Source organism: Acidimicrobiia bacterium, from assembly GCA_040881685.1.
Taxonomy (GTDB): domain Bacteria; phylum Actinomycetota; class Acidimicrobiia; order IMCC26256; family PALSA-555; genus SHVJ01.
The window spans coordinates 1-24,660 of record JBBECS010000053.1 but is presented as its reverse complement, the minus strand read 5'-3'; the positions used below and the strand labels follow the sequence as shown (position 1 = coordinate 24,660).

Annotated in this window: 24 protein-coding genes; 12 read left to right on the top strand and 12 right to left on the bottom strand. The window is 68.4% G+C overall.

From position 1 onward, the window contains the following. Positions 1-59 precede the first annotated feature (59 nt). From WEE69_13875 to WEE69_13865, 3 genes are read left to right on the top strand one after another with little or no spacing between them, the layout of a single operon-like run. Entirely contained in the window at positions 60-1,922 is a 1,863-nt protein-coding gene (locus WEE69_13875) for a RiPP maturation radical SAM C-methyltransferase (protein MEX1146383.1), read from the top strand. Then, entirely contained in the window at positions 1,906-2,523 is a 618-nt protein-coding gene (locus WEE69_13870; protein ID MEX1146382.1) for a DUF5825 family protein, read from the top strand. Before WEE69_13875 ends, WEE69_13870 begins: the two co-directional genes overlap by 17 nt. A 28-nt stretch (positions 2,524-2,551) precedes the next feature. After that, on the top strand, positions 2,552-3,667 hold the full coding sequence (locus tag WEE69_13865) for a hypothetical protein (protein MEX1146381.1): 1,116 nt from the start codon (positions 2,552-2,554) through the stop codon (positions 3,665-3,667). Positions 3,668-3,677: 10 nt separating this feature from the next. Here WEE69_13865 and WEE69_13860 read toward each other — a convergent pair whose 3' ends face one another. Then, the gene (locus WEE69_13860) at positions 3,678-5,060 is read right to left on the bottom strand and encodes a cyanophycin synthetase (GenBank protein MEX1146380.1); all 1,383 of its coding nucleotides are present in this window, start codon (positions 5,058-5,060) and stop codon (positions 3,678-3,680) included. A 53-nt stretch (positions 5,061-5,113) separates the two neighbouring features. Between WEE69_13860 and WEE69_13855 the strand changes: the two genes are divergently transcribed. Next, entirely contained in the window at positions 5,114-5,725 is a 612-nt protein-coding gene (locus tag WEE69_13855) for an MBL fold metallo-hydrolase (protein MEX1146379.1), read from the top strand. A gap of 23 nt (positions 5,726-5,748) precedes the next feature. Here the strand turns inward: WEE69_13855 and WEE69_13850 are convergent, their stop codons facing one another. Further along, a complete protein-coding gene (locus tag WEE69_13850; GenBank protein MEX1146378.1) occupies positions 5,749-6,909 on the bottom strand; it encodes a glycosyltransferase family 1 protein in 1,161 nt (386 codons plus the stop codon). Between WEE69_13850 and WEE69_13845 the strand changes: the two genes are divergently transcribed. After that, a complete protein-coding gene (locus WEE69_13845) occupies positions 6,908-8,044 on the top strand; it encodes a glycosyltransferase family 4 protein (protein MEX1146377.1) in 1,137 nt (378 codons plus the stop codon). The two genes, WEE69_13850 and WEE69_13845, sit on opposite strands and share 2 nt — an antisense overlap. Here the strand turns inward: WEE69_13845 and WEE69_13840 are convergent. Further along, complete coding sequence (locus tag WEE69_13840; protein MEX1146376.1) at positions 8,033-8,833, bottom strand: class I SAM-dependent methyltransferase; 801 nt, start codon at positions 8,831-8,833, stop codon at positions 8,033-8,035. The genes WEE69_13845 and WEE69_13840 overlap by 12 nt on opposite strands. 140 nt (positions 8,834-8,973) lie before the next feature. Here WEE69_13840 and sufC (WEE69_13835) point away from each other — a divergent pair, with 140 nt between their 5' ends. From sufC (WEE69_13835) to WEE69_13825, 3 genes are read left to right on the top strand one after another with little or no spacing between them, the layout of a single operon-like run. Beyond that, complete coding sequence (sufC, locus tag WEE69_13835) at positions 8,974-9,744, top strand: Fe-S cluster assembly ATPase SufC (protein MEX1146375.1); 771 nt, start codon at positions 8,974-8,976, stop codon at positions 9,742-9,744. A gap of 55 nt (positions 9,745-9,799) precedes the next feature. Further along, positions 9,800-11,035 carry a SufS family cysteine desulfurase gene (locus WEE69_13830; GenBank protein ID MEX1146374.1) on the top strand — a complete coding sequence of 412 codons (1,236 nt, stop codon included), beginning with the start codon at positions 9,800-9,802 and terminating at the stop codon, positions 11,033-11,035. Positions 11,036-11,059: 24 nt separating this feature from the next. Continuing rightward, positions 11,060-11,539 carry an SUF system NifU family Fe-S cluster assembly protein gene (locus tag WEE69_13825; GenBank protein ID MEX1146373.1) on the top strand — a complete coding sequence of 160 codons (480 nt, stop codon included), beginning with the start codon at positions 11,060-11,062 and terminating at the stop codon, positions 11,537-11,539. Positions 11,540-11,570: 31 nt separating this feature from the next. Here the strand turns inward: WEE69_13825 and WEE69_13820 are convergent, their stop codons facing one another. Further along, the gene (locus WEE69_13820; protein MEX1146372.1) at positions 11,571-12,023 is read right to left on the bottom strand and encodes a redoxin domain-containing protein; all 453 of its coding nucleotides are present in this window, start codon (positions 12,021-12,023) and stop codon (positions 11,571-11,573) included. A gap of 106 nt (positions 12,024-12,129) precedes the next feature. Between WEE69_13820 and WEE69_13815 the strand changes: the two genes are divergently transcribed. Further along, complete coding sequence (locus WEE69_13815) at positions 12,130-12,285, top strand: hypothetical protein (protein MEX1146371.1); 156 nt, start codon at positions 12,130-12,132, stop codon at positions 12,283-12,285. A gap of 131 nt (positions 12,286-12,416) precedes the next feature. Here WEE69_13815 and WEE69_13810 read toward each other — a convergent pair whose 3' ends face one another. Next, a complete protein-coding gene (locus WEE69_13810) occupies positions 12,417-13,232 on the bottom strand; it encodes an alpha/beta hydrolase (GenBank protein ID MEX1146370.1) in 816 nt (271 codons plus the stop codon). Further along, positions 13,232-14,398, bottom strand: coding sequence for an LLM class flavin-dependent oxidoreductase (locus WEE69_13805; GenBank protein ID MEX1146369.1), 1,167 nt, complete (start codon positions 14,396-14,398; stop codon positions 13,232-13,234). Before WEE69_13805 ends, WEE69_13810 begins: the two co-directional genes overlap by 1 nt. Before the next feature lie 47 nt (positions 14,399-14,445). On the opposite strand from WEE69_13805, the gene WEE69_13800 reads away from it, so the two are divergent. Genes WEE69_13800 through WEE69_13790 form a run of 3 tightly spaced genes read left to right on the top strand, consistent with a single transcriptional unit; the run spans position 14,446 to position 16,913 of the window. Next, positions 14,446-15,345 carry a L,D-transpeptidase gene (locus tag WEE69_13800; protein ID MEX1146368.1) on the top strand — a complete coding sequence of 300 codons (900 nt, stop codon included), beginning with the start codon at positions 14,446-14,448 and terminating at the stop codon, positions 15,343-15,345. 7 nt (positions 15,346-15,352) lie between these two features. Next, complete coding sequence (locus WEE69_13795; GenBank protein ID MEX1146367.1) at positions 15,353-16,198, top strand: SMP-30/gluconolactonase/LRE family protein; 846 nt, start codon at positions 15,353-15,355, stop codon at positions 16,196-16,198. A 49-nt stretch (positions 16,199-16,247) separates the two neighbouring features. Then, positions 16,248-16,913 (top strand): maleylpyruvate isomerase family mycothiol-dependent enzyme, encoded by a 666-nt coding sequence (locus WEE69_13790; protein MEX1146366.1) that lies wholly within the window; start codon positions 16,248-16,250, stop codon positions 16,911-16,913. Between the two features lie 92 nt (positions 16,914-17,005). On the opposite strand, the gene sufC (WEE69_13785) is transcribed toward WEE69_13790, so the two are convergent. The 6 genes from sufC (WEE69_13785) to WEE69_13760 form a co-directional block, all read right to left on the bottom strand. Next, entirely contained in the window at positions 17,006-17,812 is an 807-nt protein-coding gene (sufC, locus tag WEE69_13785; GenBank protein ID MEX1146365.1) for a Fe-S cluster assembly ATPase SufC, read from the bottom strand. 64 nt (positions 17,813-17,876) lie between these two features. After that, a complete protein-coding gene (locus WEE69_13780; GenBank protein MEX1146364.1) occupies positions 17,877-18,191 on the bottom strand; it encodes a non-heme iron oxygenase ferredoxin subunit in 315 nt (104 codons plus the stop codon). Continuing rightward, positions 18,188-19,486: a Fe-S cluster assembly protein SufD gene (sufD, locus tag WEE69_13775; protein MEX1146363.1), complete on the bottom strand. Its 1,299-nt coding sequence runs from the start codon at positions 19,484-19,486 to the stop codon at positions 18,188-18,190. Before sufD ends, WEE69_13780 begins: the two co-directional genes overlap by 4 nt. Then, on the bottom strand, positions 19,486-20,892 hold the full coding sequence (gene sufB / locus WEE69_13770; GenBank protein ID MEX1146362.1) for a Fe-S cluster assembly protein SufB: 1,407 nt from the start codon (positions 20,890-20,892) through the stop codon (positions 19,486-19,488). The genes sufD and sufB overlap by 1 nt, the downstream gene beginning before the upstream one ends. Positions 20,893-21,031: 139 nt before the next feature. Continuing rightward, a complete protein-coding gene (locus tag WEE69_13765; GenBank protein MEX1146361.1) occupies positions 21,032-23,917 on the bottom strand; it encodes a UPF0182 family protein in 2,886 nt (961 codons plus the stop codon). A 12-nt stretch (positions 23,918-23,929) separates the two neighbouring features. Further along, a partial coding sequence (locus tag WEE69_13760) for a hypothetical protein (GenBank protein MEX1146360.1) occupies positions 23,930-24,660 on the bottom strand: 731 nt, incomplete at its 5' end.

Below are 24,660 nucleotides of genomic sequence, written 5' to 3'. Positions count from 1 at the left end.
GGCACCGTCCGGGCCAGGTTGCTCGCGGGTAGGCATCCACCAGTACTCGAGGACTCTCCATGCGCCTGTGTCTTGTGAGCATGCCCTGGCAGTCACTCGACCTCCCGTCGCTCCAGCTCAGCCTGCTGTCCGAGGCGGTGCGTGCGGCGCGCCCTGAAGACCACGTTGACACCTACTACGCCAACATCCACTGGGCGGAGTACGTGCTCGAGCACACCGGGGGCGACGTCACCCCCGACGACTACTCCGATGTCGTCGAGGACGGGCTCTTCCACGGTCTCGGCGACTTCGTGTTCACGTCCGCGCTCTACGTGGACGAGTCGTGGCCCGAGGAGCGCTATCTCGCCCATCCGAAGACCCCGCTCGTGAACGACGGCCCCGCCAAGAAGATGCGCGCGGTCGCGCCGAGCTTCATCCGCTTCGCGGCCGACGAGGTGCTCGCCTTCGAGCCCGACGTCGTCGGCCTCACAAGCACCTTCATGCAGAACGTGCCCTCGCTCGCGCTCGCGGCCGAGCTGAAGCGCCGTCGACCCGACGTCGTCGTGGTCATGGGCGGCGGCAACTGTGACGGGCCCATGGGTGCGGCGCTCCACCGGAACTTCCGCATGCTCGACTACGTCGTCAGCGGTGAAGGGGAGCGGGCGCTTGTCGGGCTCCTCGCCGCGCTCGAAGCCGGCGCGACCGAGGATGCGCTGAGCAAGGTCGGCGGCTTGAGCTGGTGGCGCGCCGGCGAGAGCGTTGCGAACCCGCCGTTGCCGGATGCGCTCACCATGGACCGCGTGCCGCGGGCAAGCTTCGACGACTTCTTCGCCGCCATCGACGGCGGGCCGGTGCGCGAGTACCTCGAGCCGAAGCTCGTGCACGAGGCCGCGCGGGGGTGCTGGTGGGGCGCGCGCAAGCACTGCACGTTCTGCGGCCTCAACGGCTCCACGATGGAGTTCCGCAGCAAGCCCCCGGAGCGGGTGTTCGCGGAGATCGAGGACGACGTGCGGCGTCATCGCATCCTCGACGTCGTGATGGTCGACAACATCATGGACACCGAGTACATCGCGACGCTCTTGCCCAGCCTCGCCGAAACCGGCTGGGACCTGCGCGTGCACTACGAGGTCAAGTCGAACCTCCGCCGCGAGCACGTCCGCGCCCTGGCCGATGCCGGCGTCGTGCACATCCAGCCCGGCATCGAGAGCCTGTCGACGCGCGTGCTCAAGATCATGGACAAGGGAGTGGACGGCGTGTCCAACGTCCGGCTGCTGCGCGACTGCGAGGACTTCCGTGTCACCGCACCGTGGAACCTCCTCTACGGCTTCCCGGACGAGGAGCCCTCGGATTACCTGCCGATCATCGAGCAGATGCCGAACCTGCATCACCTCCAGCCACCCCGCGTCGCGACACGCATCGCATTGGAGCGCTTCAGCCCCTACCACCAGCGGCCGGAGCTCGGGTTCGGGTTGCGAGTGCCGGCGTCGTTCTACCACCACGTCTACAACCTGCCCACACGGGAGCTCATGGATCTCGTGTTCGTGTTCGACACGCCGAACGCCGGCATCGGGTCCGACGTCGAGCGGGCGGTCCATGACGGCGTCAAGACCTGGCAAGACGCGTACTTCAGCTCCACCCTCACGCACGAGGTCGTCGGCGAAGAGCTCGTGATCTCCGACCGGCGGGCGCACCGTCGACAGACCGAGCACGTGTTGCGCGAGCCGTGGCGCGTCGTCGGGTACCAGCTCCTCGCCGATGGTCACGGAGCCGAGTCGCTGGCGCGCCGCCTCGCCCGCCTCGACCTCCCCACGAACACCGCCGAGATCGAAGAGTGGCTCGGATGGCTCGCAGCGGAGGGGCTCGTGTTCGTCGACGCCGGCCGCGCCGTTGCACTGGCGACGACGGACGTCCCCGCGAGAGTCCCCGTTGACCACTGGCGATAGCGCCAGCGCATCGGTCGGGAAGGTCCTCGAGCTCGGCGGTCCCGAAGCGGCGGTCGGCTACGACGTCGCTGCTGCCATCGACGGTGGTGCGCGCGGCTTCCGCCTTCGCGACGCGGTCCGGCTCTCCGGCGACGAGCCTCGAGCGACGCTGGCCTTCGTACGCCTGCTGCGCGACGCCGCGTCCTTCGGCGTCCCGGTCGCGTGGCACGGCATCATCGACGAGGGCCTCGACGCGCGTCTGCTCATCCACCTCGCGCCACCCGGACCGGTGCCGGGTGAGCAGACCTCGGTGAACCTCGCCGAGTGGAGGCACTTCCACCAGCCGGGCCTCTGCTACTACCGCCTCGGACCCGGGTTCGTGTTCATCAAGGACGTGCGTTGGGAGGGCGAGCACGCCGCCCGGTATCGCTTCGAGCTCGAGGGCATCGAACGCATCGTCGCCGAGCTCGAGACGGTCGCCGACAGTGCGACGCTCGCCGACGACGCGAAGGGCGCGCTCGAGGACCTGACGACCGAGCACCTCGCGCTGCAGCTCGGTGGCCTGGCCACGCTGCTGCCGTACCGCATGCGCCGGTGGCCGGTTCCAGCCCTCGAGATCTGAGCGCGCGGCCGTCTCTACGATCTCGCCGGTGCGCATCCTCTGCACGAACCAGTCCCTCGACGTCCGCGGTGGCAGCGAGAGCTACCTCGAGACGGTCGTGGACGAGCTCCTCGAGCTCGGGCACGAGGTGCATGCGTGGGCCTTCCAGGTCGGGAGGGTGGCGGATCGCCTCGCCGGGCTCGGCTGCCGGATCCACGAGGACCTGTCGTCGGTCGGACCCGTCGATGTCATCCATGCACAACACGCATCTGCCGCGCTGGCGGCACGGGCGCAGCTTCCCGACACGCCGATGGTGTTCGTGTCCCATTCGTGGACGATCGACATCGAGGATCCCCCCGAGCTCGCCGCGCCGGCCGCGCTGGTGGGCCTGAACGACTCCGTGACGTCGCGGCTGCGAGCGTCGCAGCTGGCTGACCGGGTGCCGGTGCACCGCCTCCACCAACCGGTGGAGATGAGCGCGGCGGAGCTCCACCGGGTGCCGATCAACGAGCGCCCGCTCCTTGCGGTCGCCATCGCCCGCAACCTCTCGTCACGTGTCGGGGTGCTCGAGGACGCGTGTCGCCGGCACGGCACGCGCCTGGAGGTGCACGCGGGGATCGAGCCCACGGCCGACCACATCGAGGCCATGATGCGCGCCGACATCGTCTTCGGAGTCGGCCGCACGGCGCTCGAGTCCATGGCCCTGGCCCGCGCCACGTTCGTGCTCGACGAGTCGGGGGGCGCCGGCTTCGTCACCGCCGAGCGCTATCCCGAGCTCGAGGCGTGCGGCTTCACACCCGCGGCGGGCGCGGCCACCACGCTCGAAAGCGTCGTGGAGGAGCTCTCCCGCTACGACCGGACGCTCGGTCAGCTCGGCCGAGAGCTGGTCGGTCGCCATCACGCGGCCCGCGCCCATGCGACGCAGCTCGTGGCGTTGTACCGATCCGTGCTCGGGCAACGACCGCTCATGACCTTGGAGCCCGACGTTGCCAGGACGCTCGCCGCCCTCGAGCAGCGCAACTTCGAGCTCGAGCAACGCGGCCGACAGGCGGAATGGGAGCGCGCCCGTGTCCAGCGCGAGCTGTTCAAGATCTGGGCGTCCGCGTCGTGGAAGCTGACCCGACCGCTGCGCGCCCTGCGGCGCGTCCGACGCGAGCGGCCCTGACCGGCCGGTCCTACTCCAGTCGGGCCACGAGCGACTCGGCGAGCGTCGTCAGGTCCGGGTGCGCCCCGCTGATCACCACCACGTCACCCGACGCACAGCGCTCCACGAGGAGGGCGAGCGCCTCGTCCCGGCGCTCGGGCAGGTCGGCGCGCAGACCGACGTCGGTCGGCCAGGTCGGCGCGGCGAGGCGCGTCGGTGCCAGGCGCGTGCGCATGTCGACGGGCAACACGATGCACGAGTCCGCGCGGGCAAGTGCGCGAGCCCATTGTCGACCCCAGCGCCGCACGTCTGCATGGAGGTGCGGCTCGTACACGACGTGCACGCGTTTGGGACGCAGCTCGCGCACCGCATCGAGGCTGGCCGCCGTGGCCTCGGGGTGCTTGCCGTAGTCGTCGAACACGCGGACGCCACGGGCCACACCCACGAGGTGGAGGCGGCGGTCGAGGGCGTCGAGGGCGGCGAGTGCACCGGCCGCCTCCTCGGGCTCGATGCCGCGACCACGAAGGGCTGCGTACGCAAGCGCCGCATTGTCGGCGATTCGCCCGCCATGCAGGGACACGCGCCCCGAGACCACCGCCTCGGTCTCGGGGTCGCGGAACCTCAGCAGCCGACCGTCGTCGTCGACCTCGACGGTCTCGACGTCGAAGTCTCTCCCGAGCTTCCACACCGGCGCCCGGGCGGCGGCCGCGACCGGCGCGAGATTCCTTCCGCGACCGATCACCACGAGGCCGTCGGAGGCGACCGCTGCGACGTGGACGCAGACGTCGTCCAGGACCTCGCCGCGTGTGCGACCGAGCATCGGGTGGTCGAACCACGAGTTCGTGACCACGCTGACGGTGGCCGGGATCCGGGCGATGGTGCCGTCGGCGTCGTCGGCTTCTACAACCGCGGGGCCGGCGCCACCGCGGAACGAGCCGCCGAGCACCCGCGCCGCGACACCGAGCAGCACGAGCGGGTCGGCCCCCAGTTGCTGGAGCGCACTCCCGACCAGAGCCGCAACCGTTCCCTTCCCGTGGGTTCCCGTCACCGCGATGGTGGTGCGACCGCGCACGACCGCGGCGAGCAGATCGGCCCGATGATGGAGACGCCCGGCGGCGGCCGCCGCGGTGACCTCGGGCAGATCGGGGGAGGCGATGGTCGTCACCACGAGATGCCGTCCGTCCACGTGCGCGCGGTCGTGACGCTGCGCCACGCGGATGCAGGCGTCGGCCAGCACGTCGCGACCCCCGGCGAGCGCGAGGTCACAGCCGTCGACGTAGGCCCCCGCGGCCGCCGCCGCGAGCGCCGGCGGCGTCATCCCGCGCCCGCGCACGCCGAGCACGTGCAACGCCAGGCCCTCGAGCGGCGGCAGCGGGTTCTCGGGTGGAACCAGCACGTCCGACCGCAGTGGCACAGCCGTGGATGGTAGGCGTCACCACCGCCGGCACCGACGCGTAGGGTGTTCCCGTGGCCCGCCCCGCACACTTCGAAGACGCCCGTGTGCGCGTCGAAAAGCTGATCGTCGGCCCGTTCGAGAACAACGTGTTCATCGTGCGGTGCAAGAGCACCGGTGACGCCGTGCTGCTCGACGCGGCGAACGAGCACGAGCTGCTCCTCGAGGTCTGCCGCGAGACGGGGGTGCGCAAGGTGCTCACCACCCATGGCCACTGGGACCACATCCAGGCGGTCGAGGCCGTGCGTGACGCGGGGATCGACGTTGGGATCGCGGCCGCCGACGCCGAGATGCTCCCGGCGTACGACTTCGTGATCGCCGACGACGAGGTGTACGCGATCGGCGACCTGCGCCTGCGGTCGATCCACACCCCGGGCCACACCGCGGGCTCCACGTCGTTCGTGCTCGAGGACGAGCCGCTGATCTTCACCGGCGACACGCTCTTCCCTGGCGGTCCCGGCAACACGAGCACCCCGGGCGCCAGCTTCGAGACGATCCTCCAGTCGATCGATCGGCGCCTCTTCACGCTCCCGACCGACATGCTCGTGCTCCCCGGTCACGGCCTCGACACCACCATCGGCGAAGAGCGTCCCCACCTCCAAGAGTGGGCCGACCGCGGCTGGTAGGGAACCCCATCCTTGTCCCGGGGTTAGCTCAGGCCGAGGACGTCTCGGTACACGGCCCTCGTTCGGTTCACGCAGCGCTCCCACGTGAAGCTCGCGGCGCGGACGCGTCCGGCGCGCGCGAGCGATTCTCGGGCGAAGTCGTCACGCAACAGCTCGGAGATCGAGTGCGCCCACGCCTCTGAGTCGTTCGCACTGACGAACGCGGCGGCGTCACCACCGACCTCGCGAAGCACGGGGATGTCGGCGCACAGCACCGCCGTCGATTGGGCCATCGCCTCGAGCACCGGTAGCCCGAACCCCTCGTGCAAGCTCGGGAACGCGAACAGCTCGGCACCGCGGTAGAGCGCGAGCAGACGGTCTGCGCGCAACGGCCCGGTGAAGTGGATGCGCTCGCCGAGCGCCTCGGCCGGACCGCGGATCGCAGACTCGGTGTCGAGCCAACCCGTCGGGCCGACGATCACGAGCCGGTGCGGCAGATCCTTCTGCTCAACGAGGATGCGGAACGCGTCCACGAGCACGGGCAGGTTCTTGCGCGGCTCGAGCGTCCCGACCCACAGCACGTACGGGTCGTCCCCGACGCCGACCGTCGCTCGTGTGGCGGCGACTACACCCTCGCCAACGGGGAGCTGCGTCACCCCGTGCGGGATGACGCGGATGCGCTCCCGCGGGATTGGCGTGCGCGCGCTGATCTCCTCGGCCGCAGCCATCGTGGGGGCGATCACCACGTCGGCTCGGCGCGCCGCGGTGATGCTGCCCCGGTGGTGGAACCACCTGCCGCGCCGCGGGTACGTCTCTGGGAACACGATCGCGGCCGCGTCGTGGACCGTTACGACCAGCGGGACGCCGCTGTGAGGCGGCACCGCGAGCGACGGCGCGTGCACGAGATCGACGTTACGCAGCGATCGGTGCAGCAACCCGAGCGGCGGGAAGCCGAGCAGGTTCCACGTGTCGTACAGCAACGGCCGTGGCAGGAACAGCCGTACCGGGTCGGCGTCGCGCAAGCCGAACAAGCCGAGCGCCCGCTCGATCTTGGCGCGGCTGTGACGCGCCACGAACGGCACCACGTCGATGGGCTCGCCTTCGTCGTTCGCCGCCGGGAGTAGCCTCGCCAATTCCGCGGTGTACCGACCGATCCCCCCCGGGGGACGTTGCAACAGCTGCTCGACGTTGAGGGCGACACGCATGATCCGGCTCTGCTCGATCCAGCCCGTCGCGGAGCGCGGCGGCTCGGATCAGGCGCTCCTGAGGATGGTGCGCAGCCTGCCACCCAACGAGTTCGAGTGTCACGTCGTGGTGCCCACGGAACCGCCGTTGCGCTCCGAGTACGAAGCCGCCGGAGCCACCGTCCACATCGTGGCGATGCGCCGAATCTCGATGAGTCATCGATTCTGGGACTGGACGGCGTACGTGCTCGGATGGCCGCGAGCCGTGATCCGCCTCCACCGCCTCGTGCGCGAGCTCGACATCGACGTCGTGCACTCGAACTCGCTGCATTCCTGGTACGGATGGGCGGCGGCACGGCTGGCTCGACGCCCGCACGTATGGCACGCACGCGAGATCGTCGTGCAGTCAGGTGCGGCTCTCCGGGTCGAGCGCTTCCTCGCTCGCCATTTCGCGACGCGCGTCGTCTGCGGATCGCAGGCCATCGCCGATCAGCTCGACGCGCGCAACGCTGTCGTTGTCTACGACGCGCCGGAACGCGCCGTGTTCAACCCCACACGTGCCGGCCGCATGCGGGTCCGAGCGGGTGTTCCCGACGACGCCCCGCTCGTCGGCGTGGTCGGGCGGCTCGACACCTGGAAGGGCGTCGATGTGCTCCTCGACGCATGGCCGAGCGTCACGCACGCCATCGCCGGCGTGCACCTCCTGATCGCCGGTGCGGCAGTGGAGGGCAAAGAGGGCCACGCTCACGAGCTGGCCGTGCGAGCGAGCGAGCTGACCGACGTGCATTGGCTTGGTGAGCTCGACGAGGAGGGCGTCGCGGATGTGCTCGCAGATCTCGACGTGTTGACCTTGCCGTCCACCGAGCCAGAGCCGTACGGCTTCGTGCTGGTCGAGGCGCTCATGAGCGGAACGCCGGTGGTGGCGACCGACGCGGGCGGGCCCCGAGAGATCGTCGGGCTGGCGTCGTCTGGCGCCGGCCAGCTCGTTCCCCCGGGCGATGCCGACGCGCTGGCCGACGCGATCGTCACGGTGGTCGAGCGTGCCGGACCGACCGCGACCGCGGCACGCGCTGCCCGACCGTCGCTCGTCTCGATCCCGATGGGCGACCTTGCGGGCGTGTTCCGGGCGGCCGTCAGGAAGCCGTCAGGAGCCTGAGCCGGCCGCGCCGCTCGGGGCGACGAAGTAGAGCCGGCTCACCACGCCCCCGGGATCGACGCTCTCGGGCGACGTGTCGAGCACGTCGCCACCGGCGGCCTCGAACACCGCGAGGGTCTCCTCGTAGGGGATGCCCGACATCCGCATCTCCGGCCGCCAACCCAACCGCTCGTAGAGGAACATGGGGCTGACGCCGAGCGCCCGCAGCAGTCGGGCGCCGCGGGTCCGCAGCTGGAGCCACCGACGCACGCGCGACCCGGATTCGACCCTCGGCACGAGCACCGGCAGCTGCACGACCGCGACACCTCCGAGTGACAGTACGCGTACGAACTCGCGCAGGTACGTCTCGATCAGCTCGCGCGACGGGAGGTGCTGGAGCACGAGCAAGCACGAGAGGAAGTCGACCGTGCCGTCGGAGAACTGGGACAGATCATCCCGATCGTGCAAGAGGTACTCGGCCCCCGAGCTCTTCAGCCCGACATCGAGGCGGCGCGCCTCGTCGATCATCGTCGACGCAACATCGAGCCCGTACGTGTGCTCGAAGTGCGGCGCCAGGGCACGCGTGATCCGCCCGAGCCCGCACCCGAAGTCGAGCGCAGTACCTCGCGGCGACGGCCGGCCGTAATTGGACACGTGCTGGAGCATCGTCGCGACCATGTCGATGCCGGTGGCGAAGAACCGACCGTGGTCCCATTTGCCATGGCGGGCGTCGGCTTCGCTGAGCACGGCCCAGAACGGGTCCACGCGACCCCAGTCCTCCCACGCAGCGCGGTGCCGGTCGTGGGCCATTGCCATCGAACGTAGGAGGCGAGGACCAGCGCCGCACGTATCGGGCGGCGCCCGAGCCGGGCCCAAGCGGCCCGGGCCACGGGGCCGAGAGCGGGAGTGGGGTTTTCACTACGCGGATAGGGAGAATACAATCGGGCCTTGTGAGCCCGCCCCTGCTGGAGATCGAGGACCTGCACGTCGCCGTCGCCGGCGTCGAGATCCTGCGCGGCGTGTCGCTCGAGGTCGGCGCGGGCGAGGTGCACGCGCTGATGGGGCCCAACGGGTCGGGCAAGTCGACGCTCGCCAAGGCGCTGCTGGGCGACCCGGCCTACGAGATCACCGCCGGCGCGATCCGCGTGCATGGCCAGGACGTCACCCGCGCCCCCACCGACGAGCGCGCGGCCCGGGGCATGTTCCTCGGCTTCCAGCACCCCGAGGAGATCCCAGGTGTGAGCGTGCTCAACTTCCTGCGCCAGGCGATGGCGGTGCGCAAGAGCATCTCCGACCTGTCCGTGCTCGAGGTGCGGATGGCCCTCATCGATTGGACGAAGCGCCTCGGGATGGATGACCGGTTCGTGCAGCGCTACCTCAACGAGGGGTTCTCCGGCGGCGAGAAGAAGCGCAACGAGATCCTCCAGATGGCGCTGCTGGAGCCTGACGTCGCCGTGCTCGACGAAACCGACTCCGGACTCGACATCGACGCGCTGCGCGTGGTCGCCAACGGGATCGACGTGGTGCGGGAGGTGCGACCAGCGCTCGGCATCCTGCTCATCACCCACTACCGCCGAATCCTCGGCTATCTCGCGCCCGACCGCGTGCACGTGCTGCTCGACGGCCGCATCGTCGCGAGCGGAGGACCGGAGCTCGCCGAGCGCGTGGAGCAGGACGGCTTCGACGCGTTCCGCGCCGCGAACAGGGGGCAGGCGGCATGAGCTGCAGCGGAGCCGTGGCCGGATGGCCGGGACGGCGCAGCGGAAGCGACCAGGCATGAAAGAGCTCGATGTGGCACGCATCCAGGCCGACTTCCCGATCCTGAAGCGCCAGGTGCACGGCAAGCGCCTCGTGTACCTCGACTCGGCGTCCTCGTCGCAGAAGCCGATCCAAGTGCTCGACGCGATGGACCGCGCGTACCGCGAGTCCTACGCCAACGTGCACCGCGGCGTCTACACGATCGCGGAAGAGACCACTGCGGCATACGAGGGAGCACGAGCCAAGGTCGCCCGACTTCTCAATGCCGGCTCAGCCAACGAGATCGTGTTCACCAAGAATGTCACCGAGGCGATCAACCTCGTCGCGTACACGTGGGCCCGCGCCAACCTGCGCGAGGGCGACGCGATCGTGCTCACCGAGATGGAGCACCACGCCAACGTGGTCCCCTGGCACATCCTGGCGACCGAACGCGGCGTCGAGCTGCGCTGGATCCCGCTCACCGACGACTTCCGCCTGGATCTGAACGATCTCGACCGTCTGCTCGACGGCGCCAAGTTGCTCTCGGTGTCGGCGGCTTCCAATGTGCTCGGCACCATCAATGACATCCCGCGCCTCACGGCCGCGGCGCACGCCTCCGGCGCGCTCGTGCTCGTCGACGCGGCGCAGGCCGTCCCGCATCTCCCGGTCGACGTCACCGAATGGGACGCCGACTTCGTGGGCTTCACCGGCCACAAGATGCTCGGCCCGAGCGGGATTGGTGGGTTGTGGGCTCGACCCGAGCTGCTCGAAGCGATGCCGCCGTTCCTCGGCGGTGGCGAGATGATCCGCGACGTCACCACGACCGGCTTCACACCGAACGACGTGCCGTGGAAGTTCGAGGCGGGCACCATGCCCATCGTCGAGGCGATCGGGCTGGGCGCGGCCGTCGACTACCTCACCGCGCTGGGGCTCGACGCGGTGCGTGAGCACGAGAAGCAGCTCACCGGCTATGCCCTCGATCGCCTCACGGAGCGCTTCGGCGACGACCTCACCATCTACGGGCCGCGCGACGTCGAGGGCCGCGGCGGCGCGGTGTCCTTCCTCTTCGAGGGCATCCACGCGCACGACATCTCCCAGGTCGTCGACGAGGCAGGCGTCTGCGTACGAGCCGGGCACCATTGCGCCAAACCGTTGATGCGCGTGCTGGGTGTGCCCGCGACGACCCGTGCGTCCTTCTACGTGTACAACGACGAGGCCGACGTCGACGCGCTGATCGAGGCGCTCGCAACCGCCCAGCGGTTCTTCGCGATCTAACAACCTCATGGGAAACTAAGGACGATGGCCGGCCTCGAAGACCTCTACCGGGAGATCATCCTCGACCACTACCGCGCGCCACGGAACCGGGGCGAGCTCCCGGTGCCGCCAGCACACCGGGTCGAGGGCTTCAACCCGCTGTGTGGAGACGAGGTGATCCTCTATCTCGAGCTCGACAACGGTCACGTCACCGACGTTCGCACGGCCGGCCAGGGCTGCTCGATCAGTCAGGCGTCGACCTCGATGATGAGCGCGGCCGTGAAAGGCAAGTCGGTCGACGAGGCCCGTCAGCTCGTCCGCGCATTCGAGACCCTGATGTCAATCCACGAGTCGCATCTCGAGGGGACCGGGCTCGAAGGGACGGAGGGTGGGGACGGTGCCGACGCCGACGTGCGGCTTGGAGACCTCGAGGCGCTCCAGGGTGTCGTGAAGTTCCCGGTGCGCATCAAGTGCGCGACGTTGGCCTGGTACACGCTCCAGCAGGGCCTCGACGAAGCGACCTGACCCGACCGGGTCAGTCTGCGTTGCGGCTGCTTCAGCCCGGGCGCTGCGGTGGGCGTCCGTCGCCGTCGTGTGACACCTCGGCCCCGCCGGCCGCCGTCGACAGCCGGTTCCACCCCACGCGATCCCACGACACGGTCGTGTCGAGCACCGTGCCGTCGCGGTCGACGAGAAAGAGGCTCGGCACCGTGTCGAGGTCGTATGCGTCCGACACCGGATAGGGCACGGGCTCAGTGAGGATCGGAACCGCAAGGCCCTCCTCGCCCGCGAACTCCTCGAGCTCCGCGGGCGGATCCTCGCCGATGGCGACCACCCGGGCACCGCTCTCGGCCATCGCCTGCATCATCGGCGCCGACATTCGGCACACCGGACACGACGTCTTGAAGAACGCCAGCACCAGCGGGCCGTCACGCCACGGATCGCTCACCTCACCGCCGCCGAGCTGCGACAGCGTGAACGTGGGGGCCGCCGCACCGGTGCCGAGCATGGCTTCTCAGCCTACGGGTACAACGTGCCGACACCCTTGGCGTAAGAACGTGACATGGGAAGGAACCCGGCAGCGGCTACGTTGCAGTGACCGGGAGGACAGGACCATGGACGAGCAGGCACTCACCAGCCGGATCGACGAGGCGCTCGAGCAGTTCCGCAGCCGCGACCTCGTCGCCGCCTCGGAGATTGTCGACCTTCTCCTCGACCTGCGCCTCATGCTCCTCGCCGCCGACGAAGAAGCTCGCTCCACCGCCTCGTAGGGCTCGTCAGCCGTTCCGTTCTCGGCGGCTTCGCCGCCCTCAACCCGGCCACCTCGCCGACTTCGGCGGGCGTGAGTCCGTCAGTGCCCGATCCGGCACTCGGTGGCCTGACGGCTGGATCTGGGTGCCGCTTACGCTCCGAGGAACCCGCGGGTCAGCGCAGCGAGCTCGGCCGGCAGCTCCATGTGGAGCCAGTGGGCACCATCGGCCATCAACTCGAGCCGAGCATCGGGGAGCTCCGCCGCGTACACGCGCGCGTGCTCGATCGGCACGAAACCATCCTGCTCTCCTGCGACCACGAGCACCGGGCACGTGACCCGTCGCAGCCGGCCGCGCAGCTTCGGGCTGTGCATATAGGGATCCCATCCGAGGCGTGCGGTCGCGCCGAGCGCCTTCCACATCGGGACCACGAGCTCGAGCGGGATCTCCATCTTGATTCCGACGTCGCCGACGAACTCGGCCATCGAGTGCATGGCCTGCGCGATCGGGTGCGACTGATCGGCGAAGAGCATCTCGGCGAGCTCGTTCGGAGGCCGGCCGAACAGCTCGGCGATCGGCGCGTCCTCGAGGTAGAGACCGACCGCGTTGATGAGGACGAGCGCACGCGCATGGTCGGGGTACCGCGTCGAGAGCTCGAGCGCCATCCAACCGCCGAGCGACACGCCCATCACGACCGGTTGCGACAGCTCGAGCCGTTCCCACAGGTCGAGCAGATGGAAGACGGCGTCCTCCATCGTGTCGATCGCCTCGATGCCCTCCGACTCGCCGAACCCGGGGAACACGGGCGCGATGACGTCGAAGTCATCGGCGAGGTCGGTCAGGAGCTCGAACGGCGTCTCGCCGCCGGCTGAGTGGAGGTACACGAGCTGCGGACCGGCGCCACCGCGGTACACCTGGATCGACCCGACGGGCGCGTCGACGCGTGCCTCGGTGAGGTCGGTGGGCATCAGGCGGCAGCGGAGGTACGGAGCACGGGCGCACCATCGGGGAACTCGGCGCGCAATCGGGGCATCACCTGCTCGGCGAAGAGCGTGAGGTTCGCGCGCGTGAGGTCGGCCGGAAGGCTCCCGAGCTGGAACAGACCGAGCAGGTTGCCGGTACCGAGCGCGCCGACGCACTCGACGAGCTGCTCGGTGACCGTCTCCGGCGAGCCGACGATCGCGTACCGACCATCCACGATCTCGCGCCAGTCCGTCACGTTGAGCATGAAGCTGCCCGCGCCCTTGAGGATGTTCCCGAGCGAACGCACCGACGTGTAGCCCGGCGGCTGGATGGTGATCCCTGGCAGGAGGCGCTTGACGAAGTACCAGAGGTGCTCCTCGTACTCCCGCCGGGCCTGCTCGTCGGTCTCGGCCACGTAGATCGGCACCAGCCACCCCGCCTGGAGCGGGTCGGCTTCGTAGCCCTCCGCTTCGCACGCGTCGCGGAAGATCCCGAACGTGCGCTTGAACACGTCGAGGTGGAAGTACGGGATGCCCATGTACGCGTAGCGATGATGCGCGACGAACTCCATCGTCTCGAGCGACCCGGCACCGGGGATCCAGATCTCGGGATGAGGTTGCTGGATCGGCCGCGGCCACGGGTTCACGTAGCGGATGCGGTAGTGCTTGCTGACCCATTCGAACGGTCCCGGCGTGGTCCACGCCTTGAGGATCAGGTCATGCGCCTCTTGGAACCGCTCGCGGGCGTGCGCCGGGTTCACCGAGAACGAGTAGTACTCAGGACCTCCGCCGACGACCATGCCCGCAATGAGCCGCCCGCCACTGATCACGTCGATCATGGCGAACTCCTCGGCGACGCGCGTCGGCGGGTCGTAGAGCGGAAGCGCGTTGCCGACCACGGCGATCTTCACGCGCGTCGTCTGTCGGGCGAGGACCGCGGCGATCAGGTTCGGCGACGGCATGTTGCCGTACGCGTTCTGGTGGTGCTCGTTGACGCACACGCCGTCGAAATCCAGGTCCTCGGCGAGGACCAGCTCGTCGAGGTACCGGTTGTAGAGATCACTCCCGATCTTGGGGTCGTAGAGCGCGTTGGGGCAGGTGACCCACGCCGGCCCGTCGTAGGCGGGGTCCAACCCGATGTACGGCATGAGGTGGAACGAGAAGAAGCGCACCGGGACGCAACCTACGCGGAGAACGCCACCGGTACCATGAGCAGTCCGTGATCCAGAAGCTGTTCCCCCTGCGCGTCGTCCTCAGCCTTGTCGTGGCGTTCGCCGCGATGGCCGGCGTCGTGGTGGCGGGCGCGGCGTTGCGCGATGACGACGATCACGCTGCCTCGACCGAGAGGACGCCGACCACGCTCGCGCCGACAACCACCACGGTGCCGCCCACCACGACCACGACCAACCCGACCGTGCTCAGGCAGGAGGCGGCCGTCGACCTGCCCACCGTGCCGTTCACCGGCTGGGGCATCGGCGGCAGCGACGCGCGGATCCAGGCCTACGAGCAGCGCATGCTCCAACTGCACTTCGACCCCGGCGCCGTGGACGGCCGCGTCGACCAGGCCACCGTGTACGCGCTGCAAGCGGTGGAAAAGCTTGCCGGGCTCCCGCGCGTCGGCCGACTCAACCCTGCGGAGGGCACGTTCCTCGAGACATTCCAATACCCGGCGCCGCTGCACTCCACCGCCGAACCCAACCGTACCGAGATCGACATCACCAAGCAGGTGATCACCCTGTACGAGAACTACCAGGTGCGGCTCATCACGACGACGTCGACCGCCAGCGGTGAGGAGTTCTGCTACATCACGCCCAAGCGTGCGCCGACCCAGCGGATCTGCGAGGTCGCGACCACCCCGAACGGTCGGTACGCCTACTACTTCTTCTACGACGGCTGGCAGAACGGCGACCTCGGGTCGCTGTACAACCCCTACTACTTCTTCAAGGGTCGCGCGATCCACGGCTACGAGGACGTGCCGGTCGAGCCCGCGTCGCATGGATGTTCGCGCATCCCGATGCACATCTCCGAGTACTTCCACACGCTCGTGCACGAGGGCGATGCCGTCTATGTCGACGGTGGCAGCGACGGTGAGCAGATCATCTCCTCCACACCGATCTAGGCGAGCAATGGCCGAGCTCGACACCCTTCTCGATGGGCGGGCGTTCCTCGAAGGGCCGCGGTGGCACGACGGCGCACTCTGGGTGAGTGACATGCACGGCTTCGAGGTGCTGAGCGTCTCGACGGATGGTTCCGTCGAGGTCGTGGCCGCGCTCGACGGACCACCTTCGGGTCTCGGCTGGCTCCCCGATGGTCCGTTGTTGATCGTGGCGATGGACGAGCGGCGTGTGCTGCGGCTCGAGAACGGCTCGTTGGTCGAGCACGCCGACTGCACCGCGTTCGCCCCACATGAGATCAACGACATGGTCGTGGATCGCTTCGGGCACGCGTTCGTGAGTCAGTTCGGCTACGACCATCATGCGGGAGCGAAGCTGCGCCGCGCGCCGGTCCTGCGCGTCGATCCCGACGGGACCGTGAGCCAGGCCACCGACGCGCTCCGCATGGCCAACGGCATGGTGATCACCGCCGACGGGGGCACGCTCGTGGTGGCCGAGAGCGCGGGTCGGCGCTTACTCGGCTTCGACCTGGCCGAAGACGGAATGCTCTCGAACGAACGCGTCTGGGCCGAGCTCCCGGAGATGGACTACCCGGATGGCATCTGCATCGACGACGAGGATGCTGTGTGGATCTCGGGACCCGCGAGCGACCGCTTCGTGCGGGTGCGCGAAGGCGGCAAGGTCACGGACGTCGTCGCCGTGCCGGGCCGCCACGCCATCGCGTGTGCGATCGGTGGGGACGGCGGGCACACCCTGTTCTGCTGCACGTCGCCCACGCTCGGGGAACCCGACGCGTCGCGCTCGGAGAGAGGCGCCAAGGTCGAGACCATTCGAGTCAGCGTCGGGGCGCGCGTGTGACGAGGGTCACCGTTGACGGCGGGTGGTCGCGACGAGCAGGATCAGGCGCATGCCCTTGCCGCGTGAAGACGTGTCGGCCGGCCTGCTGACTGAGCTCGACAACATGGAAGCCCTGCTCCGCTCGCTCGACGCTGACGACTGGACCAAGCCCAGCCGCTGCGAGGGGTGGAACGTTGCCGGTGTTGCCTCGCACGCCGTGGGTGGGATCGCCGACGTGGTGAACGGTCAGCTCGACGGGCTCGGAACACCCGAGGTCACCCAGCGCGAAGTCGACGAGCGCGCGGGCCGAAGCCCCTCGGAGCTCGCTGACGAAGCCGCGGCCGTGCGCAAGCAGGCAGGCGACATGCTCACGATCTTCGACGACGCCGCGTGGGAGTCACCGGCCCCCGGCGGCTACGACGGCACACTCGGCGACGGCGTCGAAGCGTTGTGGTTCGACCTCTACATGCACGCCGACGACATCCGCGCCGCGATCGGTCGTCCGTCGGAGCACGGCGACGGGCTGCGCGCCAGCGCGTCGCACATCGCAACCGAGCTCACCAAGCGCAAGTGGGGTCCCGCCACAATCGCGCTCGACGGCCTGCCCGAGTACGTCGTGAACGGCGGTGGCGGCACGCGTGTCCGGGGAGACGCGTTGGCATTCGCGCTCGCCGCGACCGGGCGGGCGGCACCAGCGACGATCGGCCTCGACGAGAGCGTGAACCTCTACGCCTGAGGCGATTCTCGGCACGCTGAACCGCGCATACCGCGGCGTTCATCCTCCCGACCGAAGCCCTCGCCGACGTGCCGGAGTCAGTGCGGAGCTGGCTAGAACCCTGGCTCGCCGAAGGGGTCGGACTCCTCGGGCTTGGACACGGCGAGCTCGTCGATCCCGAGCTCGGCGGCGATCCCCTCGTATCCCGTGCCTTCGAGCTGTTGCGCGAGCTCGGGACCGCCGCTGCGCACGACGCGCCCGCCCATGAGGATGTGCACGTGATCCGGGCGCAGCTCGGTGAGCAACTGCGCGTAGTGCGTGATCGCGAGCACACCGAGGTCGTCGTCTTTCGTCATCGTCTCGATCCGACGCGCCACATCGCGCAGCGCATCCACGTCGAGGCCGGAGTCCACCTCGTCCAGGATGGCGAACGTGGGCTTGAGCACGGCGAGCTGGAGCGTCTCCATTCGCTTCTGCTCGCCGCCCGAGAACTCGGTGTTCACGCCGCGCGTGAGGAACTCGTCGGTGATCTCGAGACGGGTGGCCTCCTCTTGGAGCCGCGTCGGCAGATCGGGCGGAGCGGGACCGCCCCGCGCGGCGAACGCGGCCGTGACGAGGTCGCCGACGGTCACCCCCGGCACTTCGACCGGGTACTGCATGGCGAGGAAGACGCCGTGCGCCGCGCGCTGCCAGGTGGGCAACCCGAGCAGCTCGACGTCGTCGACCGTGACCGAGCCCGCCGTGACTTCGTAGTCGCCGCGGCCCATGAGCACGTGGGCGAGGGTCGACTTGCCCGAGCCGTTCGGCCCCATGAGCGCGTGCACCTCACCCGAGCGGATCTCCAGGTCCACCCCGCGCAGGATCTCGAACCCGTCCACCGCCGCGCGCAGATCCCGGATCGTCAGCGTGCTCACGTCCACCAACCCCGCGGTTTTGCGTCGTTGCTCCGGAATAGTTCCGGGACAGCGACGCAAGAGTGTGCCCTCACGGCAGGGTCACCAGGACGTCGTCGCCGTCGATGCGGACCGTGTAGACGGGGACCGGCTGCGTGGCGGGGAGCGTCTGGGGGTCGCCGGTGTCGAGCGCGAACGTCGAGCCGTGCTTGGGGCACTCGATCTCGCGCTCGTCCTCCCACACGTCGCCCTCCGAGAGCGAGTAGTCGGCGTGCGAGCACTCGTCGCCGAGCGCATACCAGTCGTCGCCGATCCGCACGATCGCGATGCGGTGGCCGTCGACGTCGACGCGACGGGCGGAGCCGGACTTCACGTCATCGACCTTCAGGACCGCGATCTCGCTCATGCCGCGCCCCGGTGCTCGATCTTCTCGATCACGGTGCGCCGCAGGGGACCGACCAACGACGCCACGGGAAGCCGGTGGAACACGTCGTCGAAGAAGCCGAGCACGATGAGCCGCTCGGCCTCGGCGGGCGGTATGCCCCGGCTCTCGAGGTAATAGAGCTGGTCATCGTCGATCGGGCCGACCGCGCTGGCGTGCGAGCAGCGCACGTCGTTCGCCTCGATCTCGAGGTTGGGGATCGATTCCGCACCGGCACCTTCAGTGAGCACGAGGTTGCGGTTGGTCTGGCTGGCGTTCGCCTTCGTGGCCGAAGGTCGTAGGTGCACCAAGCCTGAGTACACCGAGCGTGCCTGGTCCTCGACCGCACCCTTGAAGAGCAGGTCGCTGCGCGTGTGCGGGGCGTCGTGATCTTGCAACGTACGGAAGTCGAGCATCTGGTGCCCGTCGCCGAAGTACACGGCGACTAGGTCGCTCTCGGCCGAGTCGCCCGCGAGCAGTGACTCGCTGCGCAGCCGTGCGTAGTCGCCGCCTAACGCGACCGCAGATGACCGGAGCGTCGCTTCACGACCGAGGTGCGCGCGCTGGAGTGCCACCTGCCACGTGCGCGGCCCGTGCTCCTGGAGCGAGAGATAGCGGAGATGCGCTCGATCACCGACGAGCAGCTCGACGACCGCGTCCACGAAATGGTCGTGGTTCGGCGATCCGAAACGCTCGACGACGGTCGCCTCCGCGCCCTCTTCGAGCACGACGAGCGTGTGCGGGAACGACGCGCACCCGTCGCCCTCGGACCAGTGCAGCACCACGATCGGACGATCGACCACCACTCCGGCCGGGATCTTGAGCAACGCGCCGCCGGCGAGGAAGGCGTCGTGCAGCACCGTGAACGCGTCGGGGGAGGCATCGGAGCACGCGCCGAGCGTGTCGCGCAGGTCGTCGGCAGCGCACGTGGCGAGGTCGCAGATCGTTACTCCCTTGGCCTCGAGCGCGTCATCGAGCTCGTGGTGGACGACGCGCCCATCCCGAACGACCACCAATGCAGCGCGCTCTCCGGCCTCGGCCGCGATCGGACCCCCTCCGGGCGCGCGTTCAGTGCCGGCCTTCCCCAGGGTGTCGTCGCCGAGCGGGCGGTACTTGTCCAGGTCGAGCTCGTCGATGCGGCTGTAGCGCCAGATCTCCTCGGCCGGCGTCGGCCAGGTGATCGAGCCGAGCTGCTCTGCGGCCGCGAGCCGACGCTGGACGAGCCAGTCGGGACCGCCCAGCGCCCGCGCGGCGTTGGGTGTGAAGTGCGTGCCGGGCATTACCCGACCGCGCCCTCCATGTTGAGCTCGATGAGCCGGCTGAGCTCGACCGCGTACTCCATCGGCAGCGTCTTGACGATCGGCTCGATGAAGCCGTTGACGATCATCGCCGTCGCTTGCTGCTGGGTGAGCCCGCGGGACATGAGGTAGAAGATCTGGTCGTCACCGACCTTCGACACGGTGGCCTCGTGCCCGATGCGCGCGTCCTTCTCCTCCACCTCCATGTAGGGGTAGGTGTCGGAGCGGCTCTGCTCGTCGAGGATCAGCGCGTCGCAACGCACGTGGCTCTTCACGTGGTGGGCGCCCTCTTCGACCTTCACGAGACCGCGATACGTGGTGCGGCCACCATCCTTCGAGATCGACTTCGAATCGATGATCGACGTGGTCTCGGGCGCGACGTGCGTCATCTTGGCCCCGGCGTCCTGGTGCATGCCCTCACCGGCGTACGCGACCGACAGCACCTCGCCGTGCGCCTTGGGGCCGGTCATCACGACGGCGGGGTACTTCATTGTGAGCTTGCTACCGATGTTTCCGTCGATCCACTCGACGGTGGCTTCCGTCTCCGCCTTCGCCCGCTTCGTGACCAGGTTGTAAACGTTCGGCGACCAGTTCTGGATCGTCGTGTAGCGAATGCGCGCGCTGGGCTTGGCGATGAGCTCGACCACGGCGGAGTGCAACGAATCAGTGGAGTACACGGGCGCGGAGCAGCCCTCCACGTAGTGAACCGACGAGCCTTCGTCGGCGATGATCAACGTGCGCTCGAACTGCCCGGCGTTCTCCGCGTTGATGCGGAAGTACGCCTGGAGCGGCATGTCGACGTGCACACCGGGGGGGACGTAGATGAACGATCCACCCGACCACACCGACGAGTTGAGCGCGGCGAACTTGTTGTCGCCCGGCGGGATGATCGTGCCGAGGTACTGCTGCACGATCTCGGGGTGCTCACGCACCGCGGTGTCCATGTCGGTGAAGATGATCCCGCGTCGCTCGAGGTCTTCGCGGTTGCGGTGGAAGACCGTCTCGGATTCGTACTGCGCGGTCGCGCCCGCGAGGAACTTGCGCTCGGCTTCGGGAATGCCGAGCTTCTCGTAGGTGTCCTTGATCTCGGGCGGGAGCATGTCCCAGTCGTCGACCTGCTCACCCGAGGTCGGCTTCAAGTAGTAGTAGATGTCGTCGAAGTCGATGTCGGGCATGTTCTTGGCGAACCACTCGAGCATCGGCTTGCGCTCGAAGCGCTTCAGCGCGTTGAGCCGGAACTTCAACATCCACTCGGGCTCTTCCTTCATGCCCGAGATGTCGCGCACGATGTCTTCGTTCAGGCCCTTCTTCGGCACATAGGCGTAGTCGGCCGTGGAGTCGGCCCAACCGAGCTTGTACTTGCCGAGATCGACGTCTTTGATCGCCATGAGGCGCTCCCAGCAGAAGCCCGGGCGGTGGGGGTCACCCCCGAGGTATTTCCACTACGCAGATAGTAACAATCCCCTACCCGCCCAACAATCCCGGCAATCCGTCCTTTCAGGGGAACGGCGGCGGGCGAGGGCCGGCTCAGCGTGCGCTGGCCTGTTCGGCGGTCGGTGCCGTCGTGGGCCCGGACCCGCTGTCGCCCTGCTGGAGGAGGCGCAGGGCCTGGGCGACCAGGTCGCGGCCCTCAGCCTCCAGCTGCGCGTAGGCCTCCAGGTCGCCTTCCTTCAGGGCCGCCTCGGCCGCTGCGAACCTCTCGGCCGCGTCCGCGAGCAGCTGCTCGGCATCGCGGTTGTCCGTGGTCGGCTCTCCTGGCTCCGTTGGATCCGACGTGGTGATGCCGAACAGGTTGTTCACGGCTTCGGCCACATTGGCACCGAAGGTGGGCGCCCGGTTCTCGGTGAACGCCACGACGAACTGGAACTGCGGGTACCCGAGCGACTTGCGCTGCACGTAGATCGGCTGGATGTAGACGATCGAATCGCCGACCGGGATGAGCTGGAGGTTCCCTTTGACGAGCGTGGAGCCCTCCTGGTTCAGGAGGCTGAACTTCGGCGAGAGGTTCTGGTCGCTGTCGATTGCGTTCGCGACCTGCGCGGGACCTTGCACGGTCTTGCTCGGCGGCATGACGAACAGCTCGAGCTCGCCGTAGTTCTGCGGATCGGACTTCGCGGTCATGAAGGAGCTCAGCCGCGTCTGCTGACCCTCCGAGACCGGGACGAAGGGCTGCATGAGGAGGAAGCTCTCTTCGTCGTCCTCGGGCAGGCGGATGTACAGGTAGTAGGGAGCCTGACGCTCCGTCGTCGCGTTGATCTCAGGCGAACGGTTCGCGTTCCGACGCCCACTGCCATTGCCGGTGAGCTGTGAGGTCACGATCGGGTCGGGCGATCGCAGCCACCGCTCGCTCTGTCGATAGAAGCGGCGCGCATCGGTGACGTGGTACTTCCCGAAGACATCGGTCTGCACGGTGAAGAGATCCTCGGGATAGCGAAGGTGGTCGCGCACCGCGTCGGGCATCTGAGCCTGGGGCGTGAAGAGATCAGGGAACGCCTGTCCGTACGCACGGATGAGGGGATCCTTGCGGTCGATCACGTAGAACGTGACGTCACCGTTGTAGGCGTCGACCGTGGCCTTGACCGAGTTGCGCGCGTAGTTGAACTCCCCATCGAGCCCACCTTCACCCGGTGTGAGCTGCGAGTAGGGGTACATGTCCGACGTGGTGTAGCCGTCGAGGATCCACAGGAGCTTGTTGTCGACGACCACGGGGTACGGGTCGTCGTCGAACTTGAGGAAAGGAGCCAGCTTCTGAGCGCGGTCACGCACGTCGCGGACCATGAGCACCTTGGATTCGCTGTTGACCTGTCCGGAGATGAGTGGGTTCGGGTCGCCGAAGCGCAGCGCGAACGCAGCTCGACGGATGACGTTCGAGAGCTCCACGCCGTCCTTCCCGTTGTACCGATTCTGCGCGTCACCGCGTTGGCCCTGGCGCGCGTAGTTGAACTCCGACTGATCGCCGTTCACGATCACGTACTCGTCGAGCTTCTCGGCGAAGTACACCTCGGCACCCTTTCCCCGAAGTTCGATCCCCTCGTTCTTCGTGGGAACGTCGCTCACGTAGAAGGTGGGATTCCCCGAATCCGTCTGTGTGCTCGGTGACGCCACCGCGCCGTAGCCGTGCGTGAAGATCAAGTGCTCGTTCACCCATGACTGGTTCGGCAGGTCGCCACTGTTCAGGTCGCGTGACGCGATCATGACCTGGGAGACCTGCCCGTCGACCAGGTAGCGATCCACATCGACGTCGTTGATCCGGTAGTAGCTCTGGAATCCCTGGAGCGCCTCGAACGGAGAGAGAATCGTCTCGGGGTCCCAGATGCGAGCGTTGTCGATCGTCGAGAGGTTCGTGGCGACCTGTTCTTGCTGGAGGTCGGTGAAGTCGAACTGCGCCGGGGTGACGTTTGCAAGGCCGAACGCGTTGCGCGTCGCTTCGATGTTGCGCTTGATGAACTTCCGTTCCGTGGCGAACTCGTCGGGCTTGACCTTGAAGTTCTGGATGGCGGCTGGATAGATCGTCCCCACGATGAGTGAAACGAACGCCCACAACCCAACGGCGATCACCGGGAGCACCCAGCCGCGACGCCAGATGTTCCAGAGGAACAGCAGTGCCGCGATGACCGACACGATCGTCAAGAACTCGAGCGCCGGGAGCTGGGCGTTGATGTCGGTGTACGTCGCCCCGTCGACCGTGCCGCGATCGGAGAAGTTCAGCTCGTAGCGCGAGAAGAAGTAGTCAGCTGTCTTGACGAGCGCCATGACGGCGAGGATCACCGAGATGTGCGCCTTGACCTGAGGCGTGACCCGCTGGAGCGGGCTCTGGAACCGGATCCCGCCGTTGAGGTAGTGCGCCACCGCGGTCACCAGCAGCACGATCACCAGGCCCGCGAACAGCCAGTCGATCATGAACTTGATGAAGGGCAGCTGGAACACGTAGAAGCCGACATCGCGGTGGAACTGAGGATCCTCGATGTGGAAGTCCACCCGGTTCGTGAACAGGACCCACTCGCGCCATTGAGCGGCAACGCCGATGCCGGCGATCAGCGCGAAGAACAGGGCGATCCCCACCCGGATGCGACCCTGGTAGCGCGCGGTCGACTGCTGATATCGGACGACGATCTCGTCCTCCGGTGTCGCCGGGCCGAGACCTCGAACCTTCGGTGCGAGGCGGTCGGCGATGAGCAGGTTCGCCAGGAGGATGAGCAGGAACACGACCGTGAAGACGATCGACGGGATGATCTTCGCGCCCAGCAAGCCACTCCAGGTGCCGGACTGACCCAACGAGTCGAACCAGAGGTAGTCGGTGTAGAACACCGCGAGCCCGCGCAACGAGAAGAGCAGCACGAGCAGGATGACGACGATCGCGATCATCCATCCGCGCAGCTTGAACGGCCGACGCTCTTGCGTGGGGACCCGCATTCCGGGGAGAGCCTAAGTGCTCGCCGAGTCGTCGCCGCGGTCAGCCTCGACCGGCAGGACGAGGCATCGGCAACCGGGGTGTGCGGGTGGATGGGGCTGTCCCGTCGGGAAATGTTGGCCCTTGACGGTCGGCTCGAGGGAGTTGTCTTCGCAGTCGGGGCACCGCTGGCCGGAGACCGGGATCCAGCGCAGCTGCGCCCCCGACGGCGCGCCGTCGTAGGCACCTCTCGTGTACGCGGCCGCGAGCGCGTCACCGAGCCGGATCTCGAGATCGGCCGACCGCCACTCTCGGTAGCGCGCACCGACCGCAGACACGAGCTCCCGGTGCAGCTCGGCCGACGACTCGTACGGCCCTCGCGCGACGACGCTTCCCAGTGTTGTCACCAAACGCTCGCGCAGCGGCGCGATCAGGCCTGCGGCCAACTCGTTCACGACGCGCTCAGGCGCGTCCGACGCCTTACGGCTCTTGCCGGAGACCATTCGACCGCCTCCGTACGCCGCGTCGAGCGCCGGCGTGAGCACCGCGGCCCACGCCTCTCGGTGGTGCTCGGGATCGGGCAGCAAGCGCTCCGGGTCGACACGCGAACGCGCGCGGCGCGCGGCATCGAGCAGCACGTTCTGCTCGTCTTGGAGCAGGCGCTTCGCCGTGCGCAAAAGGTCGGCCGTGAGCGACTCGAGCAGCGGGTCGCGCCGCGCCCGGATGCGATCGTCGGCGCTCGGCTCCGCAGCCGGTTGCGGGTCGG

Excerpts from the sequence above, each read along its gene's own strand:
- WEE69_13875 (MEX1146383.1), top strand. The coding sequence starts at position 60 with ATGCGCCTGTGTCTTGTGAGCATGCCCTGGCAGTCACTCGACCTCCCG.
- WEE69_13845 (MEX1146377.1), top strand. The coding sequence starts at position 6,908 with ATGATCCGGCTCTGCTCGATCCAGCCCGTCGCGGAGCGCGGCGGCTCG.
- WEE69_13850 (MEX1146378.1), bottom strand. The coding sequence starts at position 6,909 with ATGCGTGTCGCCCTCAACGTCGAGCAGCTGTTGCAACGTCCCCCGGGG.
- WEE69_13840 (MEX1146376.1), bottom strand. The coding sequence starts at position 8,833 with ATGGCCCACGACCGGCACCGCGCTGCGTGGGAGGACTGGGGTCGCGTG.
- WEE69_13830 (MEX1146374.1), top strand. The coding sequence starts at position 9,800 with ATGAAAGAGCTCGATGTGGCACGCATCCAGGCCGACTTCCCGATCCTG.
- WEE69_13825 (MEX1146373.1), top strand. The coding sequence starts at position 11,060 with ATGGCCGGCCTCGAAGACCTCTACCGGGAGATCATCCTCGACCACTAC.
- WEE69_13820 (MEX1146372.1), bottom strand. The coding sequence starts at position 12,023 with ATGCTCGGCACCGGTGCGGCGGCCCCCACGTTCACGCTGTCGCAGCTC.
- WEE69_13815 (MEX1146371.1), top strand. The coding sequence starts at position 12,130 with ATGGACGAGCAGGCACTCACCAGCCGGATCGACGAGGCGCTCGAGCAG.
- WEE69_13810 (MEX1146370.1), bottom strand. The coding sequence starts at position 13,232 with ATGCCCACCGACCTCACCGAGGCACGCGTCGACGCGCCCGTCGGGTCG.
- WEE69_13795 (MEX1146367.1), top strand. The coding sequence starts at position 15,353 with ATGGCCGAGCTCGACACCCTTCTCGATGGGCGGGCGTTCCTCGAAGGG.
- WEE69_13790 (MEX1146366.1), top strand. The coding sequence starts at position 16,248 with ATGCCCTTGCCGCGTGAAGACGTGTCGGCCGGCCTGCTGACTGAGCTC.
- WEE69_13780 (MEX1146364.1), bottom strand. The coding sequence starts at position 18,191 with ATGAGCGAGATCGCGGTCCTGAAGGTCGATGACGTGAAGTCCGGCTCC.
- sufD (MEX1146363.1), bottom strand. The coding sequence starts at position 19,486 with ATGCCCGGCACGCACTTCACACCCAACGCCGCGCGGGCGCTGGGCGGT.
- sufB (MEX1146362.1), bottom strand. The coding sequence starts at position 20,892 with ATGGCGATCAAAGACGTCGATCTCGGCAAGTACAAGCTCGGTTGGGCC.
- WEE69_13765 (MEX1146361.1), bottom strand. The coding sequence starts at position 23,917 with ATGCGGGTCCCCACGCAAGAGCGTCGGCCGTTCAAGCTGCGCGGATGG.